The organism is Buttiauxella sp. BIGb0471 (assembly GCF_024807715.1).
Taxonomy (GTDB): domain Bacteria; phylum Pseudomonadota; class Gammaproteobacteria; order Enterobacterales; family Enterobacteriaceae; genus Buttiauxella; species Buttiauxella agrestis.
Genome location: NZ_JANUEU010000007.1, coordinates 1 through 14989 on the forward strand (window position 1 = coordinate 1; position 14989 = coordinate 14989).

Consider the following 14989-nt stretch of genomic DNA (forward strand, 5'->3'; position numbering starts at 1 on the left):
GACCCCATGCCGAACTCAGAAGTGAAACGCCGTAGCGCCGATGGTAGTGTGGGGTCTCCCCATGCGAGAGTAGGGAACTGCCAGGCTCCAAATAAGTGTAAAGCCCTGTACTGACGTACAGGGCTTTTTGCTGTCTGCGATATATGCAAATCCGTTAAGCGATACAGAGCACAGAACACACCTCTTTCAGCCACATGAATCAGATCCGGTACATACTTATGGATGGTAAAACATAAAAGGCGCAATGCTAATAAGGCACTGCGGGTACGGTTATCGGAACTGAGAACATGACAAGCAGGCTAACTTATGGCTAAGAATACTATCTGTATTTGGTACGACCATGATGCGGAAGCCGCCGCTCATTTCTATGCTGCAACCTTTCCAGACAGCAGCGTAGGTGCCGTTATCCCAGCCCCCGGCGACTATCCGGATGGAAAAGCTGGAGACACAATCGTTGTCGAGTTTGTCGTTGCGGGTGTGTCATGCATCGGCCTCAACGGCGGACCACATTTCAAACATAGCGAAGCTTTTTCCTTCCAGATTTCGACAGAAGATCAGGCAGAAACGGACCGCTACTGGAACGCAATTGTCGACAACGGTGGTCAGGAAAGCGAATGCGGCTGGTGCAAAGATAGATGGGGTATTAGCTGGCAAATCACCCCGCGCGTGTTGACCGAAGCTTTGGCCACGGGCGGAGACACTGCCAGGCGCGCGTTTGAAGCGATGATGTCGATGAAGAAAATAGACGTTGCTGCAATCAAAACGGCGATACATAACTGATAAGTCTGAGTGAATACATGATCACTACGGGCCTTTTGGCCCGTATCTTTTTCCTGAACACCACCCCATTTCGATTCCCATCCCCCAACTATCCTTCCCCAAAATTCATCTAAAAACATAAACGCATTAGCGATAATTTTTAATTCTTTTATCTAATTCTCGCCATTAGAAATACTGCTCCTATCAAAAATACAGGAGCACTCATCATGGTAGCGAAACGACATTCTCTCTGGCTGGCAGCACTAGCCCTTATCGCAACGCCGGTCTTCGCGGTGGATGTCACCGTGGCGTATCAAACATCCGCTGAACCCGCCAAAGTCGCGCAGGCTGATAACGCTTTTGCCAAAGATAGCGGCGCAAAAGTGGAATGGCGTAAGTTCGACAGCGGCGCAAGTGTTGTGCGTGCGTTGGCGTCGGGCGATGTACAGATTGGCAATATCGGCTCCAGTCCACTTGCGGTGGCAGCAAGCCAAAAAGTGCCGATCGAAGTGTTCCTGCTTGCCTCGCAGTTAGGTAACTCCGAAGCGCTGGTTGTAAAGAAAGGCATCACCAACCCGAAAGATTTGATTGGCAAGCGTATTGCCGTGCCGTTCATTTCCACCACGCATTACAGCCTGCTGGCAGCACTGAAACACTGGGGAATAAAACCCGGCCAGGTTGAAATTCTGAACCTTCAGCCACCGGCAATAATTGCCGCCTGGCAGCGCGGTGATATCGACGGAGCATATGTCTGGGCACCGGCGGTCAACGAGCTGGAGAAAGATGGCACTGTGTTGACCGACTCCGCGCAAGTGGGCAAATGGGGCGCGCCAACGTTGGATGTTTGGGTAGTGCGCAAAGATTTCGCGCAGCAGCATCCGGAAGTGGTGGAAGCCTTTGCTAAAAGCGCTCTCGCTGCCCAGAAAAGCTATATCGATAACCCTGATGAATGGCTGAAGCAGCCGGACAACCTGAGCAAACTCTCTCGTCTGAGTGGCGTGCCAGAAAGCGACGTTCCGGTACTGGTGAAGGGTAATACCTACCTCACCGCCAGCCAGCAAACTGAGCAGCTCAGCGGCCCGGTAAATAAAGCGATTGTCGACACCGCGCAGTTCCTGAAAGCGCAGGGTAAAGTCCCGGCGGTGGAAGCGGATTACAGTCAATTCGTCACCGACCGTTTTGTGAAAACTCTGGCGCAGTAAGGAGTTAGACATGTTACAGGTTTCGCATTTAAGCGCAGATTACGACGGAAAAACCGTTCTTAATGATATCAATTTGACGGTGGATGAGGGTGAGTTGATGGTGGTCCTTGGTCCGTCCGGTTGTGGGAAAACTACGCTGCTAAACCTGATAGCAGGCTTTGTACCTTACCACTCAGGCAATATTACGCTTGCGGGTAAACAGGTTACGGGGCCAGGCGCTGAGCGCGGTGTAGTGTTCCAGCATGAAGGGTTGCTACCGTGGCGCACGGTGCTGGATAACGTCGCGTTTGGCCTGCAACTTGCCGGGCAGTCGAGGTCGCAGCGTGAGGAAATTGCCCTCGATATGTTGCGCAAAGTGGGTCTGGAAGATAAGGCGAAACGTGCCATCTGGCAACTCTCTGGCGGGCAGCGCCAGCGCGTGGGAATTGCTCGCGCACTCGCCACTCGTCCGCAACTTTTATTGCTCGATGAACCCTTTGGAGCTTTGGATGCATTCACCCGCGAGCAGATGCAGACACTGTTACTAAAACTCTGGCATGAAAGCCGCCGTCAGGTACTGCTGATTACACATGATATTGAAGAAGCGGTTTTCCTGGCGACCGAATTGGTGCTGCTTTCTCCTGGGCCTGGGTGCGTGCTGGAACGTTTGCCGCTTGATTTTGGCCGTCGATTTACGGAAGGCGAGCCATGCCGCAGCATCAAATCCGACCCTGAATTTATCGCGAAGCGTGAGTACGTGCTGAGCCGGGTATTTGAACAACGCGAGGGCTTTTTATGAGCATCGTTATTCAGGATAAGGCCCGCCGCACACGGCTGGCGTTGCGTTGGCCGTTCTCGCGCCAGCTTACGCTAAGCCTTGCGACACTCACCGCCATCATTTTGTTGTGGTGGTGGGTCGCGGCTGAGCAGTGGATTAGCCCACTATTTTTACCACCTCCAGGCCAGGTGCTGACAAAACTCATTAGCATCGCCGGGCCGCAAGGTTTTATGGATGCCACGCTCTGGCAGCACCTTGCCGCAAGCCTGTTTCGCATTCTTACCGCGTTGCTGGCGGCGGTGCTGATAGGCATTCCGGTCGGCATTGCGATGGGGCTTAGCCCAACGGTGCGCGGCATTCTCGACCCGTTAATTGAGTTATATCGCCCGGTGCCGCCACTGGCTTATCTGCCGCTGATGGTGATTTGGTTTGGCATCGGGGAGACATCAAAAATCTTGCTGATTTACCTGGCGATATTCGCGCCGGTTGCGATGTCAACGATGGCTGGCGTGCGCAGTGCGAAACAGGTACGCGTTCGGGCAGCCGAAACACTAGGCGCATCACGCCTTCAGGTAGTCTGGCATGTGATTTTGCCCGGCGCGCTGCCAGAAATTCTGACCGGTTTTCGTATCGGGCTTGGCGTTGGCTGGTCAACCCTGGTTGCGGCTGAACTTATCGCCGCCACACGTGGATTAGGTTTTATGGTTCAGTCCGCCGGTGAATTCCTGGCAACTGACGTAGTGATTGCAGGCATCGGCGTGATTGCAGTTATCGCATTTTGTTTAGAACTGGGTTTACGCGCATTGCAGCGCCGTTTAACCCCATGGCATGGAGAAGGGCAATGAGTGAAAAAGTGAATATTTTGCCGTTGGGGACATACATTGGCGCGCAGGTGACTGGTGTCACGCTGAGCCGCGGTTTGACCGATAACCAGTTTGAGCAGATTTATCACGCGCTAATCCGCCATCAGGTGTTATTCCTGCGTGACCAGCCGATTACGCCAGCTCAACAGCGTACACTGGCGCAGCGGTTTGGCGATCTGCATATCCACCCGGTTTATCCGCATGCGCAAGGCGTGGAAGAGATTATCGTGCTGGATACGCACAACGATAACCCGCCTGATAACGATAACTGGCACACCGATGTGACCTTTATCGAAACGCCGCCAGCCGGTGCGATACTGGCGGCAAAGCAGCTTCCAGAATTTGGTGGTGATACATTGTGGACCAGTGGCATTGCCGCATTCGAGGCACTTTCAGAACCGTTCAAGCGCTTGCTCTCAGGGCTGAAGGCAGAACATGATTTCCGCAAATCATTCCCGGAGTATAAACATCTCGATAGCGAAGAAGAGCATCAGCGCTGGCGCGAAGCCGTAGTCAAAAATCCTCCGCTACAGCATCCGGTGATACGAACACATCCGGTAAGCGGCAAGCAGGCGCTGTTTGTGAATGAAGGATTCACAACGCGGATTGTCGATCTCTCGCAAAAAGAGAGTGATGCGCTGCTCTCATTCCTTTTCGCGCACATTACAAAACCCGAGTTCCAGGTGCGCTGGCGTTGGCAGGAAAATGACATTGCCATCTGGGATAACCGAGTCACGCAGCATTACGCGAACGCCGATTATCTTCCGGCTCGCCGCATCATGCATCGTGCGACGATTTTAGGGGACAAGCCTTTCTGGCGGGGATAATGCGATTTTCAGGGTGGCGTTGCGCCACCCAAAACCCTTACTTCACGCGCACTTTCGTGGCGACTAACAATGCTGTTAACAACATTAAACTGCCTGACAGGACTAATGGTGAAAGCAGGCCGAGATTATCCAACGCCAGGCCGCCAATCGCGGCGCCACAGGTATTTGCCAGTTGAATGACAGCGACCTGAATCGACCCTGCTTTTTCTGCCTGATCCGAAAGCGAACGGGTGATCCATGTTGACCAGCCAACCGGAATCAGAGCAAAGGCGAAGCCCCAGATAATGGCGATAGCGGAAGCGACAATTTTATCTGAACCCCACAACACTAGCGTGATTGCGCTTAATGCCAGAATCAGCGGTGCGATAGCCAGTGCGGCTTTCAGTGAGCGCTTGAGAAATACCGCTGAAAGTGAGGTGCCGACAAAACTGGCGATACCAAAACTCAGCAGCACTAGTGTCAAACCGTCGACGTCGAATCCGGCTAGTGTCATATAGACAGGGCGAATATAAGTGAAGAAGGCAAACTGACCCGCAAAAGCAGTAAAAATAGCGGCCATGCCTGCCAGAACACCGGGGCGTTTAAGCAGGCCAAACATATTTTGCTTCTGTTGCGTCGTCTCGCCAGGTAGCGACGGTAGCGCCTTCCACACCCAAATAATGCAGGCCACACCCATCAATGCAGCGCCGTTAAACACATTACGCCAGCCGATAATTCCCCCCAGGAAACTACCTAACGGTGCGGCGATCACCAACGCGATGGACACAGCGCCAAAGATAACCGACAGCGCTTTTGGCACCGTGCGAGCTGGAACCAGGCGCATAGTTAATGAGGCAGACATCGCCCAAAAACCACCTAGCGCAACACCCAGACAGGCTCGGCCAATCAGCAGCATCGTGAAGTTTTCAGCAAACGAAACCAGCAGGCAGGAGAGGGTGAGCAGGATGGCGAACAGAAACACCACGAAGCGGCGGTCGGTTGAACGAATAACGCTTGTGACAAAGAGACTGGCAAACATCGCGACAAAAGCGGTGACCGTAACGGACTGCCCGGCAACACCTTCGGATATTCCCAGTTCTTGTGCCATTGGCGTTAGCAAACTGACGGGCAAAAACTCCACGGTAATCAGACATGCCACGCAAAATGCTACGGCAAATACCGCTGACCAATTAGGCCGCGTGACGGCCCGTGGTTCATTTATCCCATCTATGTGCTCACTCATTTTTCCACCCGGCGCGATTTTAAATTTAGCCGCGTAGTGTAGCACCGTAAGTGTGACGCATTTAACGTTTTGGCAACTTTTTCGCAGTAATCTAAAAATCCAGATCAAGGGCAAAACACAGATATGCCATCAGCGGTGCACAATACTGAAATTGCTCAGTGCAAAAATTGATAGCGCCTGGTTTGCATAGCTCTTCAAAATCGATATTTTTGACGGCGATAAAGTCTTTACGTTTCAATTCAGTTAATAGGGGATGCGTTTTTTCATAGCCCTTTGGCGGGCGAATTAAACTATCCCCATCCATGATAAACCCATGGTCTTGCAGTGTTTTTAACGCCTTTTGATACGCGTTAGGATTTTCATCAATACAGGCTCGAATTGCATTTAAAGCTTTTGACTCCGGATGCCAGATACCCGCGGCAATAAAGCAACCTTCCTCAGCAATATGCAGATAAAATCCTGGGGCATGGACATCCTTCCCCTGGAAATGACGAAACTGGATGCCAACATTGGTTTTGTAGGGTGTTTTATCTTTGCTGAAACGGCTGTCTCGCTGGGGACGCATAAGACTGCCACCCACTTTTTTTGGTACCGCCGTGAGTTTTGTAGAAATGGCAAGAATGCCTGGCTGCATTTGCTCGATGAACCGCAGGGCAGGAGTTCTGACAACATGTTCGTATTCATCCTGATGGTCTTTAAACCACTCGCGCGAATTGTTTTGCGCGAGCTTGTTCAGGAATTGCATGCTGGCTGTGGTGAACGTCGTATTTGTAGATGGAGATGCTTGAGTCGTCATTCTCGATAAACCCTCATTGATCCAGTTGATCAGCAACCATTAGCATTGATCTTAATGGAGTAAAAGCAAAGAGGATTATCAGTATTGGTTGCCTCAGGGAATGTGAAATGAACTATGTTTTATGCAACTTTCGGACGTAACTGACTACTTTTCCGGGCTTGAAGCTGCGGCCGGGCGCATGTTATTGTCGCTTATATCAGGATATTAAACTTAAGTATTATAATTGTTTACCTTTTTATATAAAAAATATTAAACCATATGAAAATAAAACTTTTTGATTTTATAGAAGATAATAAAAAAGAGTACACGTTCAGGTGGACTAAAAGGCATTACGAGTATTGCCTGGATAATGATATTTTCCTTAATCACAGAGGTAAGAAAATATATAAAGAACGGAACTTTCTAACTTTCAGCAAAGGTGAGAAAGTTACAATTGAAGAAGATGTTGTTGCTGAACAATATTCGACGATGCCCCATAAAAATTTTTCGAGCGTTGGGGCATTCTCTTTTCCAACTTGTCATTTTACTGGTAACGTAAACATCGGCAGGTTTTGTAGCATTGCAAACAATGTGAAGATTATAGGGGGAGATCACCCCATGAACAGATTCACAACGCACATGCTCACATATAATGGTAATTTTGATAAGTTTGCAAATGCTGAGTTTGGTAGTGAGTGGGAATTGAAGCCTTTTAACACCGCGCCAAAAAATCCTGTGATAGGCCATGATGTATGGATTGGAAATGATGTTGTTCTTAAAGGTGGAATAATTATCGGGGATGGTGCGATTATCGCTGCTAATTCAGTTGTGACTAAAGATGTACCACCTTATTCAGTAGTCGCCGGGGTTCCTGCAAAAGTAATAAAATATAGATTCGAACAAGAGGTAATCAATGAATTATTAAAATTAAAATGGTGGGATTATCGTTACACCGATCTGCCTGATAATAATAGATGTGATGATATCGATTACTTTGTAAAAGAAATGAATGAAAGGATTTCCACCGGGAGCATAAGCCGAGTGAATTATAAAAAATTCAATCTTTCACAGGTATTCCGCACGCTCTGAACCATTTTGCGTTTTGCAAAGAACATCATGGGCGATTTTAGCCGAGATATGTGGTTGTTTATAAATCATTGGTTTCGATGCTGACTTACTGAAAATATTCTCTATACACCCGGAAAAGCAAAAGGACCTGCAATTTCTTGCAAGTCCTTGTTTTATTTGGTGGCCCCTGCTGGACTTGAACCAGCGACCAAGCGATTATGAGTCGCCTGCTCTAACCACTGAGCTAAGGGGCCGTGGCGCAGGATTATAATGTAACTTTGGGCTTCAATCCAGTCATTGCGTGACATCTGCTGTTTTTATAAACAATGATGAATCAATCCCTTATGTTTGCTTCTTAATCTATCACTATAGGAAATGTAATGATTAGCGATATCCTGCAACCCGGATTGCGGGTTGTGTTTTGCGGCATTAATCCAGGTAGGTCATCAGCGCATACGGGATTCCACTTTGCGCATCCCGGAAATCGCTTCTGGAAGGTGATACATCTAGCTGGTTTTACCGATCGACAACTCAAACCTGAAGAAGAGCAGCATTTGCTTGATACGCGCTGCGGTATCACGATGTTAGTCGAACGACCGACGGTTCAGGCAAGCGAAGTTAAGCTGCAAGAGCTTCGCTCTGGTGCGCGTGAGCTGGTGACTAAAATGCAGGATTATCAGCCGATGGCTCTTGCCGTGTTGGGTAAGCAGGCGTTTGAGCAAGCCTTTAGCCAGCGTGGGGCGAAATGGGGACGACAGGATATTAGCATTGGGGATACTGAAGTGTGGATTTTGCCCAATCCCAGCGGTTTGAACCGAGCCACTCTTGATGATCTCGTCGAGTCTTATCGAGCGTTGGATCTTTCGCTTAAGGCCAGAGGTAGATAGTCAGCAGAGTTGCAGATATAAAAAAGCCCTCGCGAGGAGGGCTTTTAGAAGGGCGATGTGATTAGTCGTCCAGGAAGCTACGCAGAACTTCAGAGCGGCTCGGGTGGCGCAGTTTGCGCAATGCCTTCGCTTCAATCTGACGGATACGTTCGCGGGTTACGTCGAACTGTTTACCCACTTCTTCCAGCGTATGGTCGGTATTCATGTCGATACCGAAACGCATGCGCAGGACTTTCGCTTCACGCGCAGTCAGGCCAGCCAGAACGTCGTGCGTTGCATTACGCAGGCTCTCAGACGTTGCAGAATCCAGCGGCAGCTCGAGGGTAGTATCCTCGATGAAATCACCCAGATGCGAATCTTCATCGTCGCCGATTGGCGTTTCCATGGAGATTGGCTCTTTAGCAATTTTCAGCACTTTGCGGATTTTGTCTTCCGGCATCAGCATGCGTTCAGCCAGCTCTTCCGGCGTTGGCTCGCGGCCCATCTCTTGCAGCATCTGGCGCGAAATACGGTTGAGTTTGTTGATAGTCTCAATCATATGCACCGGAATACGGATGGTACGCGCCTGGTCGGCGATAGAGCGAGTGATAGCCTGACGAATCCACCATGTTGCATAAGTTGAGAACTTATAACCACGGCGGTATTCAAACTTATCAACCGCTTTCATCAGGCCGATGTTACCTTCCTGAATCAGGTCGAGGAATTGCAGACCACGGTTGGTGTATTTCTTGGCGATAGAAATAACCAGACGTAAGTTTGCTTCAACCATCTCTTTCTTCGCACGACGAGCTTTCGCTTCACCGATGGACATACGACGGTTGATATCTTTAACCTGCTCGATGGTCAGGCCGGTTTCTTCTTCAATTTGCTGTAGTTTCTGCAAGCTGCGATGCACGTCGTCAGCAACGTCATGCAGTTTTTCAGACCACGGCTTGTTCATTGCGATTGCAGCGTTGAACCAGGTTTCGCTGGTTTCGTTGCCGGTGAACAGTGTGATGAAGTTTTTCTTCGGCATTTTGCACTGTTCAACACACAATCTCATGATGAGGCGTTCTTGCGTACGAACACGGTCCATCATGACGCGCATGCTGTTTACCAGGTAATCGAATTGCTTCGGTACCAGGCGGAACTGTTTGAAAACTTCAGACAGTTGCTGAATCTCAGCGGCAGCATCAGCATGAGCGCGACCTTTCGCTTTGATGGTGTCGCGAGTGCGTTCGTACTGCGTGCGCAGTTCGCCGAATTTCTCACGAGCGAGTTCAGGGTCGATGCTGTTGTCATCGTCCGCGTCGTCGTCGTCATCTTCCTCTTCGTCACTATCACTATTTTCTTCTGTGGTTAACTCAGAACCAATGTGAGTGGCGGTAGGGGCCAGATCTTCTTCTGCATTCGGATCAACAAATCCGGTGATCAAGTCAGACAGACGTGCTTCTTCTGCTTCAACGCGGTCGTACTGCTCAAGCAGATAAGTGATCGCTTCCGGATATTCGGCAACGGAGCACTGCACCTGGTTGATACCGTCTTCGATACGCTTAGCGATATCGATTTCACCCTCACGGGTTAACAGCTCAACGGTACCCATTTCACGCATATACATGCGAACCGGGTCAGTGGTACGCCCGATTTCGGATTCTACGCTGGACAGAACCTGTGCGGCAGCTTCTTCCGCATCTTCGTCTGTGTTGTTTGAGTTTTCAGCAAGCAACAGGTCATCGGCGTCAGGTGCTTCTTCCATCACCTGAATGCCCATGTCATTGATCATTTGGATGATGTCTTCGATCTGATCGGAGTCGACGATATCTTCCGGCAGATGGTCATTGACCTCGGCATAGGTCAGATAGCCTTGCTCCTTGCCCTTGGTAACAAGAAGTTTAAGCTGTGACTGCGGGTTTTGCTCCATAAGACGGTATCCACACTTCAGTATTAGGGTTGGTGTCGGTCGGCGAAACCGCCAACAATAACGTAACGAGGGCTGACTTATTTTATTGCCGCTGCCCATCCTTGCGGCGTTCGGGTTTACCCGACGAATGTTCGGCAGTTAAGCCGATAGTATTTACTTTTTCGCGCGTGATTCTGTTATCACGCGGACTTCCTCACGTTCCGCAGGGGTTAGCCCTGACGTTCTGGAACGTGCCATCAATTCTTCAAACCGCAACTCCAGCACCGAATCAAACATATGTTCAAGTGCGTCGTTGAACGTTTTTTCTGCAATGTCCTTATCTGCTATATCGTCCCACGAAGAGAGTTTTTCAAGGGTTGCGGCTTCATTTGTGCCGCGATATAGCTCTAAAAGCTGCCCGGTAGTTAAACCCGGTTGCGCCAGACAGGTATTCACCAGGTCGATAAAGAGTTTCAACCCTGGCAATTTCGCCTCTTCCAGTCCGCTAAGCGGTGGCACGCTTGGTGCCAGTTCTGGATTTTGGACCAGCAATCCTATCAGTATACGCATGGTTGTGCGTTTTAGCTGTGGAGCCGGGCGCGGCGTACTGTTTTCAGCAAGCTTTGGCATCAGCTTTTCAAGCTGGCTATCGTCCAGAATACCCAGTTTGTTTCCCAGTTCCTGGCGCAGATAAATACGCAGTGTTTCGCCAGGTACCTGAGTTATCAGGGGTAATGCAAGAGTGCTCAGGCGAGCACGGCCATCTGGTGAACTCAAATCGACCTGTGGCATCAGGCTGTTAAAAAGAAACGTAGAAAGCGGCATGGCATGTTCCATACGCGCTTCAAATGCTTCTTTCCCTTCTTTACGCACCAGCGTATCGGGGTCTTCACCGTCCGGCAGGAACATAAAGCGCAACTGACGCCCGTCCGTCATATAAGGTAGCGCAGTTTCCAGCGCGCGCCATGCGGCGTCTCGACCTGCGCGATCCCCGTCATAACAACAGACAACGGTATCGGTAACACGGAACAGCAACTGGATATGGTCGGCAGTCGTTGAGGTGCCCAGCGAGGCAACAGCATAAGAAATGCCGTATTGCGCCAACGCCACCACATCCATATAGCCTTCCACAACCAGCAAACGAGCCGGTTCTGGCTGACTCTGTTGAGCTTCATACAGGCCATAGAGCTGGCGGCCTTTATGGAAAATGTCGGTTTCCGGGGAGTTCAGGTATTTCGGCAGGGCATCGCCCAGCACACGGCCACCAAAACCAATCACCCGGCCACGCTTGTCGCGGATGGGGAACATCACCCTTTCGCGGAAGCGGTCGTAACTGCGCCCCTGATCGTTAGTAACCAACATCCCCGCATCCGTCAAAGCCTGACGGTTTTCGCTATTGCCACCAAAACGCTTTAATACGTTATCCCAACCGGGAGGGGCATAGCCGATGGCGAAGTGTTGAATAACCTCAGAACTTAACCCGCGCTGTGCCAGGTACTGGCGAGCAGGTTCAGCTGATTGTTGAGCCAGGGATTGCTGATAAAAGGCGTTCAGGCCATCCATCAATTGATAAAGACTTTGCCGTTGATGACGCTCAATCTGGCTCGGTCCATTACCCGCTTCGTAAGGCACTTCGAGATTGTGCATCGCTGACAATTCTTCAACGCTTTCGACAAACTCAAGCTTGTCATAGTTCATTAAAAAATCGATGGCGTTGCCGTGCGCCCCACAGCCGAAGCAATGGTAAAACTGTTTCTCACCGTTTACGGTGAAAGAGGGGGTTTTTTCGTTATGGAACGGACAGCACGCATGATAGTTCTTGCCCTGCTTTTTGAGCTTAACACGCGCATCGATGAGATCGATGATGTCGGTGCGAGCCAGCAAGTCATTGATGAATACACGTGGAATTCGTCCAGCCATAGGCCCCGTTTGGTACTCGCTTTCTTTCTGTTTTGCGATAAAGCTGCAAATTGAAAGAGCAGGAAGTATGTCAGTTCATGAACGAAAATAAGCCGCGCATTCCTTTCGGAAGCACGGCCTTTACAACTACTACTGGTCTGTTCCGGAGGTGCGAACCTCCAGGATATTAGTACAGACGAGTGCGGCGTGCGTTTTCGCGAGCCAGTTTCTTCGCGTGACGTTTCACAGCAGAAGCTTTAGCGCGTTTACGTTCGGTAGTCGGTTTTTCATAGAACTCACGACGACGAACTTCCGCCAGAACACCTGCTTTCTCACAAGAACGCTTGAAGCGACGCAGTGCTACGTCGAATGGCTCGTTTTCACGTACTTTAATTACCGGCATTAACTCTCACCTTTGATAAATTCGGTTTGCCGCTGACTTAGGCGTCAGCTATTTCAAAATGGTGCGGAATTTTACTGCAACTACTGCTGCTTTGTAAAGCACCGGACAACCAGAAACCTGGCTTTTAAGGCCGGAATCTTCCAGGGGTGCGGATTATACACCACCTGCGGCCAATAGGTGAGCAAAGTTTTACATTGACAGCCCGTAAGCATAAACTTCGCCGCAAGACTGTGAGGTAGAGAAAGCCATGCGCGTATTGGGTATAGAGACATCCTGTGATGAAACCGGCATCGCCATTTATGACGATGAAAATGGGTTATTAGCTAATCAATTGTATAGTCAGGTGAAATTACACGCTGACTACGGCGGCGTGGTGCCGGAGCTTGCCTCCCGTGACCATGTGCGTAAAACCGTGCCATTGATTCAGGCGGCTCTTAAAGAAGCCGGATTAACCGCCAAAGATATTGACGGTGTCGCCTATACCGCAGGGCCAGGTTTGGTCGGAGCGTTATTAGTGGGCGCAACAATTGGCCGCTCGCTGGCGTTTGCCTGGGATGTTCCTGCCGTGCCGGTTCATCATATGGAAGGGCATTTATTAGCGCCGATGCTGGAAGACAATCCACCTGAGTTCCCGTTTGTGGCACTGCTGGTCTCCGGCGGGCATACACAGTTGATTAGTGTCACTGGTATCGGTCAGTACGAGCTGCTGGGCGAATCAATTGATGACGCTGCCGGTGAAGCCTTTGATAAGACAGCCAAACTGTTGGGGCTGGATTATCCTGGTGGGCCAATGCTGTCAAAAATGGCGGCTCAGGGTGCAGCAGGTCGTTTTGTTTTTCCTCGTCCAATGACAGATCGTCCTGGTCTTGATTTCAGTTTCTCTGGCCTGAAAACTTTTGCGGCGAACACTATTCGTGGCAATGATGCCGACCCACAAACCCGCGCCGATATCGCTCGCGCATTTGAAGACGCGGTCGTTGATACGCTGATGATCAAGTGCAAACGCGCTCTGGATCAAACCGGTTTTAAACGTCTGGTGATGGCGGGTGGCGTAAGTGCTAACCGCACTCTGCGTGTGCGCATGGAAGAAATGATGACAAAGCGCCGGGGTGAAGTTTTCTACGCGCGTCCTGAGTTCTGTACCGACAACGGCGCAATGATTGCCTATGCGGGCATGATTCGACTTAAAGCAGGAACGGCAGGAGAGCTGAGTGTGACGGTGCGTCCACGCTGGCCGCTGGCAGAGTTACCTGCAGCGTAATAACTTTGTAGAATCAGTCGAGAAGGAGTGAGAAATCACTCCTTTTTTTTGTCTTTATTTTTGCGCAGCTTCTTCCAGATTTTAGTTTCCTGGCCGCGCCATAAACGCTGAATGTTGTCATGGTGACGCATCAGGATCAGGCAGGAAAGCATCGCGACCGGGAAAGTGAATTCTGGTCTGAACCACCAGACATAAAACGGGGCAATCAGCGCACTGATAATAGCGCCAAGGGATGAATAGCCGCTCAGTAACACGCTCAACAGCCAGGTTCCCGCCATCACGCCGGTTAAATCCCAGCCGATGGGAGCGATAGCACCAAAAGCTGTCGCTACACCTTTACCGCCATGAAAGTTGAAGAATACCGGCCAGATATGACCAATACACGCGGCGATAGCAATAAGACCTAGCCAGAACGGGGTCACGCCAAGTTCGTAAGCTGCCCAGACGGGTAACATTCCTTTGAGAACATCAAAAATCAGTACCGCTACGGCTGCACCTTTACCGCCTAGTCGCAAGACATTGGTCGCACCTGGATTGCCGGAACCGTTAAGCCGGGGATCGGGCAAACCGGCAACTCGGCAGACCAGAATGGCGCTAGAAATGGAGCCGCAAAGATACGCAAGCAGGATCATGACGGGCGCGATTGCACTCATAACGCTGTTCCATTTTGAAAGTGTCGTTGTATTCTCTGCATCTGTGGATAATACGCATATTTCGCCGGAAGTGGTATCTGGCGTGACTAAAAACCGGGCAGGGCGTGATGGACATTGTATTTATAGAGCAACTGACTGTAATCACCACCATTGGTGTTTATGACTGGGAACAAACCATTTCTCAGAAGCTAGTCTTCGATATCGAAATGGCGTGGGACAACCGCCAGGCGGCCAGCAGCGATGATGTAAATGATTGCCTGAGCTACGCTGATGTCAGCGAAGCGGTTATCAATCATGTATCAGGTGGCCGTTTTGCTCTTGTGGAGCGTGTCGCCGAAGAAGTGGCGCAATTGCTGCTAACCCGCTTTAACTCACCGTGGGTGCGTTTAAAAGTCAGCAAGCCAGGCGCTGTTGCACAGGCGGCAAACGTAGGGGTTGTGATTGAGCGTGGCAGTAATCTGAAAGCCGATTAGTTCATTCATATTTGTTAAACCAAATGTGCCTGGGCTGGTCATAACTGTCATCTTTTTGCGG

The 14989-nt window shown here is 50.3% G+C and carries 15 protein-coding genes, 1 tRNA gene and 1 rRNA gene; 10 read left to right on the forward strand and 7 right to left on the reverse strand.

Annotated features, from left to right (window positions below):
- The 6 genes from rrf to tauD form a co-directional block, all read left to right on the forward strand.
- Positions 1 to 86, forward strand: a 5S ribosomal RNA gene (gene rrf / locus M2371_RS18715); the annotation flags it as partial.
- 220 nt (positions 87 to 306) lie between these two features.
- Positions 307 to 780, forward strand: coding sequence for a VOC family protein (locus tag M2371_RS18720; protein ID WP_259268430.1), 474 nt, complete (start codon positions 307 to 309; stop codon positions 778 to 780).
- 206 nt (positions 781 to 986) lie between these two features.
- Entirely contained in the window at positions 987 to 1961 is a 975-nt protein-coding gene (gene tauA / locus M2371_RS18725) for a taurine ABC transporter substrate-binding protein (RefSeq protein ID WP_404979411.1), read from the forward strand.
- A gap of 10 nt (positions 1962 to 1971) precedes the next feature.
- A complete protein-coding gene (tauB, locus tag M2371_RS18730; protein ID WP_259268431.1) occupies positions 1972 to 2739 on the forward strand; it encodes a taurine ABC transporter ATP-binding subunit in 768 nt (255 codons plus the stop codon).
- Complete coding sequence (gene tauC, locus M2371_RS18735; RefSeq protein ID WP_259268432.1) at positions 2736 to 3563, forward strand: taurine ABC transporter permease TauC; 828 nt, start codon at positions 2736 to 2738, stop codon at positions 3561 to 3563. Before tauB ends, tauC begins: the two co-directional genes overlap by 4 nt.
- The gene (gene tauD / locus M2371_RS18740) at positions 3560 to 4408 is read left to right on the forward strand and encodes a taurine dioxygenase (protein ID WP_259268433.1); all 849 of its coding nucleotides are present in this window, start codon (positions 3560 to 3562) and stop codon (positions 4406 to 4408) included. Before tauC ends, tauD begins: the two co-directional genes overlap by 4 nt.
- A 37-nt stretch (positions 4409 to 4445) precedes the next feature.
- Here tauD and nepI read toward each other — a convergent pair whose 3' ends face one another.
- Both nepI and M2371_RS18750 read right to left on the reverse strand, forming a co-directional pair.
- Entirely contained in the window at positions 4446 to 5630 is a 1185-nt protein-coding gene (nepI, locus tag M2371_RS18745; RefSeq protein WP_259268434.1) for a purine ribonucleoside efflux pump NepI, read from the reverse strand.
- A 91-nt stretch (positions 5631 to 5721) separates the two neighbouring features.
- Positions 5722 to 6426, reverse strand: coding sequence for a DUF2461 domain-containing protein (locus M2371_RS18750; RefSeq protein WP_259268435.1), 705 nt, complete (start codon positions 6424 to 6426; stop codon positions 5722 to 5724).
- 258 nt (positions 6427 to 6684) lie between these two features.
- On the opposite strand from M2371_RS18750, the gene M2371_RS18755 reads away from it, so the two are divergent.
- On the forward strand, positions 6685 to 7494 hold the full coding sequence (locus M2371_RS18755; RefSeq protein ID WP_259268436.1) for a CatB-related O-acetyltransferase: 810 nt from the start codon (positions 6685 to 6687) through the stop codon (positions 7492 to 7494).
- Between the two features lie 157 nt (positions 7495 to 7651).
- Here the strand turns inward: M2371_RS18755 and M2371_RS18760 are convergent.
- Positions 7652 to 7727 (reverse strand) — tRNA-Ile (locus M2371_RS18760).
- A gap of 126 nt (positions 7728 to 7853) precedes the next feature.
- Here M2371_RS18760 and mug point away from each other — a divergent pair.
- Complete coding sequence (gene mug / locus M2371_RS18765) at positions 7854 to 8360, forward strand: G/U mismatch-specific DNA glycosylase (RefSeq protein ID WP_259268437.1); 507 nt, start codon at positions 7854 to 7856, stop codon at positions 8358 to 8360.
- Positions 8361 to 8421: 61 nt separating this feature from the next.
- Here mug and rpoD read toward each other — a convergent pair whose 3' ends face one another.
- The 3 genes from rpoD to rpsU all read right to left on the reverse strand — a co-directional run bounded on the left by rpoD (position 8422) and on the right by rpsU (position 12541).
- The gene (gene rpoD, locus M2371_RS18770) at positions 8422 to 10260 is read right to left on the reverse strand and encodes an RNA polymerase sigma factor RpoD (protein WP_034493187.1); all 1839 of its coding nucleotides are present in this window, start codon (positions 10258 to 10260) and stop codon (positions 8422 to 8424) included.
- Between the two features lie 153 nt (positions 10261 to 10413).
- A complete protein-coding gene (gene dnaG / locus M2371_RS18775; RefSeq protein WP_259268438.1) occupies positions 10414 to 12159 on the reverse strand; it encodes a DNA primase in 1746 nt (581 codons plus the stop codon).
- Positions 12160 to 12325: 166 nt separating this feature from the next.
- Complete coding sequence (gene rpsU, locus M2371_RS18780; RefSeq protein ID WP_001144069.1) at positions 12326 to 12541, reverse strand: 30S ribosomal protein S21; 216 nt, start codon at positions 12539 to 12541, stop codon at positions 12326 to 12328.
- Between the two features lie 247 nt (positions 12542 to 12788).
- Between rpsU and tsaD the strand changes: the two genes are divergently transcribed.
- A complete protein-coding gene (gene tsaD / locus M2371_RS18785) occupies positions 12789 to 13802 on the forward strand; it encodes a tRNA (adenosine(37)-N6)-threonylcarbamoyltransferase complex transferase subunit TsaD (RefSeq protein WP_172895585.1) in 1014 nt (337 codons plus the stop codon).
- Between the two features lie 35 nt (positions 13803 to 13837).
- Here tsaD and plsY read toward each other — a convergent pair whose 3' ends face one another.
- Positions 13838 to 14455: a glycerol-3-phosphate 1-O-acyltransferase PlsY gene (plsY, locus tag M2371_RS18790; protein ID WP_034493193.1), complete on the reverse strand. Its 618-nt coding sequence runs from the start codon at positions 14453 to 14455 to the stop codon at positions 13838 to 13840.
- Between the two features lie 107 nt (positions 14456 to 14562).
- Between plsY and folB the strand changes: the two genes are divergently transcribed.
- Positions 14563 to 14928: a bifunctional dihydroneopterin aldolase/7,8-dihydroneopterin epimerase gene (gene folB, locus M2371_RS18795; RefSeq protein WP_034493194.1), complete on the forward strand. Its 366-nt coding sequence runs from the start codon at positions 14563 to 14565 to the stop codon at positions 14926 to 14928.
- Positions 14929 to 14989: the final 61 nt, after the last annotated feature.

Coding starts and splice junctions, on each gene's coding strand:
- tauA (WP_404979411.1), top strand. CDS start 987: ATGGTAGCGAAACGACATTCTCTCTGGCTGGCAGCACTAGCCCTTATC.
- nepI (WP_259268434.1), bottom strand. CDS start 5,630: ATGAGTGAGCACATAGATGGGATAAATGAACCACGGGCCGTCACGCGG.
- folB (WP_034493194.1), top strand. CDS start 14,563: ATGGACATTGTATTTATAGAGCAACTGACTGTAATCACCACCATTGGT.
- tauC (WP_259268432.1), top strand. CDS start 2,736: ATGAGCATCGTTATTCAGGATAAGGCCCGCCGCACACGGCTGGCGTTG.
- mug (WP_259268437.1), top strand. CDS start 7,854: ATGATTAGCGATATCCTGCAACCCGGATTGCGGGTTGTGTTTTGCGGC.
- dnaG (WP_259268438.1), bottom strand. CDS start 12,159: ATGGCTGGACGAATTCCACGTGTATTCATCAATGACTTGCTGGCTCGC.
- tauB (WP_259268431.1), top strand. CDS start 1,972: ATGTTACAGGTTTCGCATTTAAGCGCAGATTACGACGGAAAAACCGTT.
- M2371_RS18750 (WP_259268435.1), bottom strand. CDS start 6,426: ATGACGACTCAAGCATCTCCATCTACAAATACGACGTTCACCACAGCC.
- rpoD (WP_034493187.1), bottom strand. CDS start 10,260: ATGGAGCAAAACCCGCAGTCACAGCTTAAACTTCTTGTTACCAAGGGC.
- rpsU (WP_001144069.1), bottom strand. CDS start 12,541: ATGCCGGTAATTAAAGTACGTGAAAACGAGCCATTCGACGTAGCACTG.
- M2371_RS18755 (WP_259268436.1), top strand. CDS start 6,685: ATGAAAATAAAACTTTTTGATTTTATAGAAGATAATAAAAAAGAGTAC.
- M2371_RS18720 (WP_259268430.1), top strand. CDS start 307: ATGGCTAAGAATACTATCTGTATTTGGTACGACCATGATGCGGAAGCC.
- tauD (WP_259268433.1), top strand. CDS start 3,560: ATGAGTGAAAAAGTGAATATTTTGCCGTTGGGGACATACATTGGCGCG.
- tsaD (WP_172895585.1), top strand. CDS start 12,789: ATGCGCGTATTGGGTATAGAGACATCCTGTGATGAAACCGGCATCGCC.
- plsY (WP_034493193.1), bottom strand. CDS start 14,455: ATGAGTGCAATCGCGCCCGTCATGATCCTGCTTGCGTATCTTTGCGGC.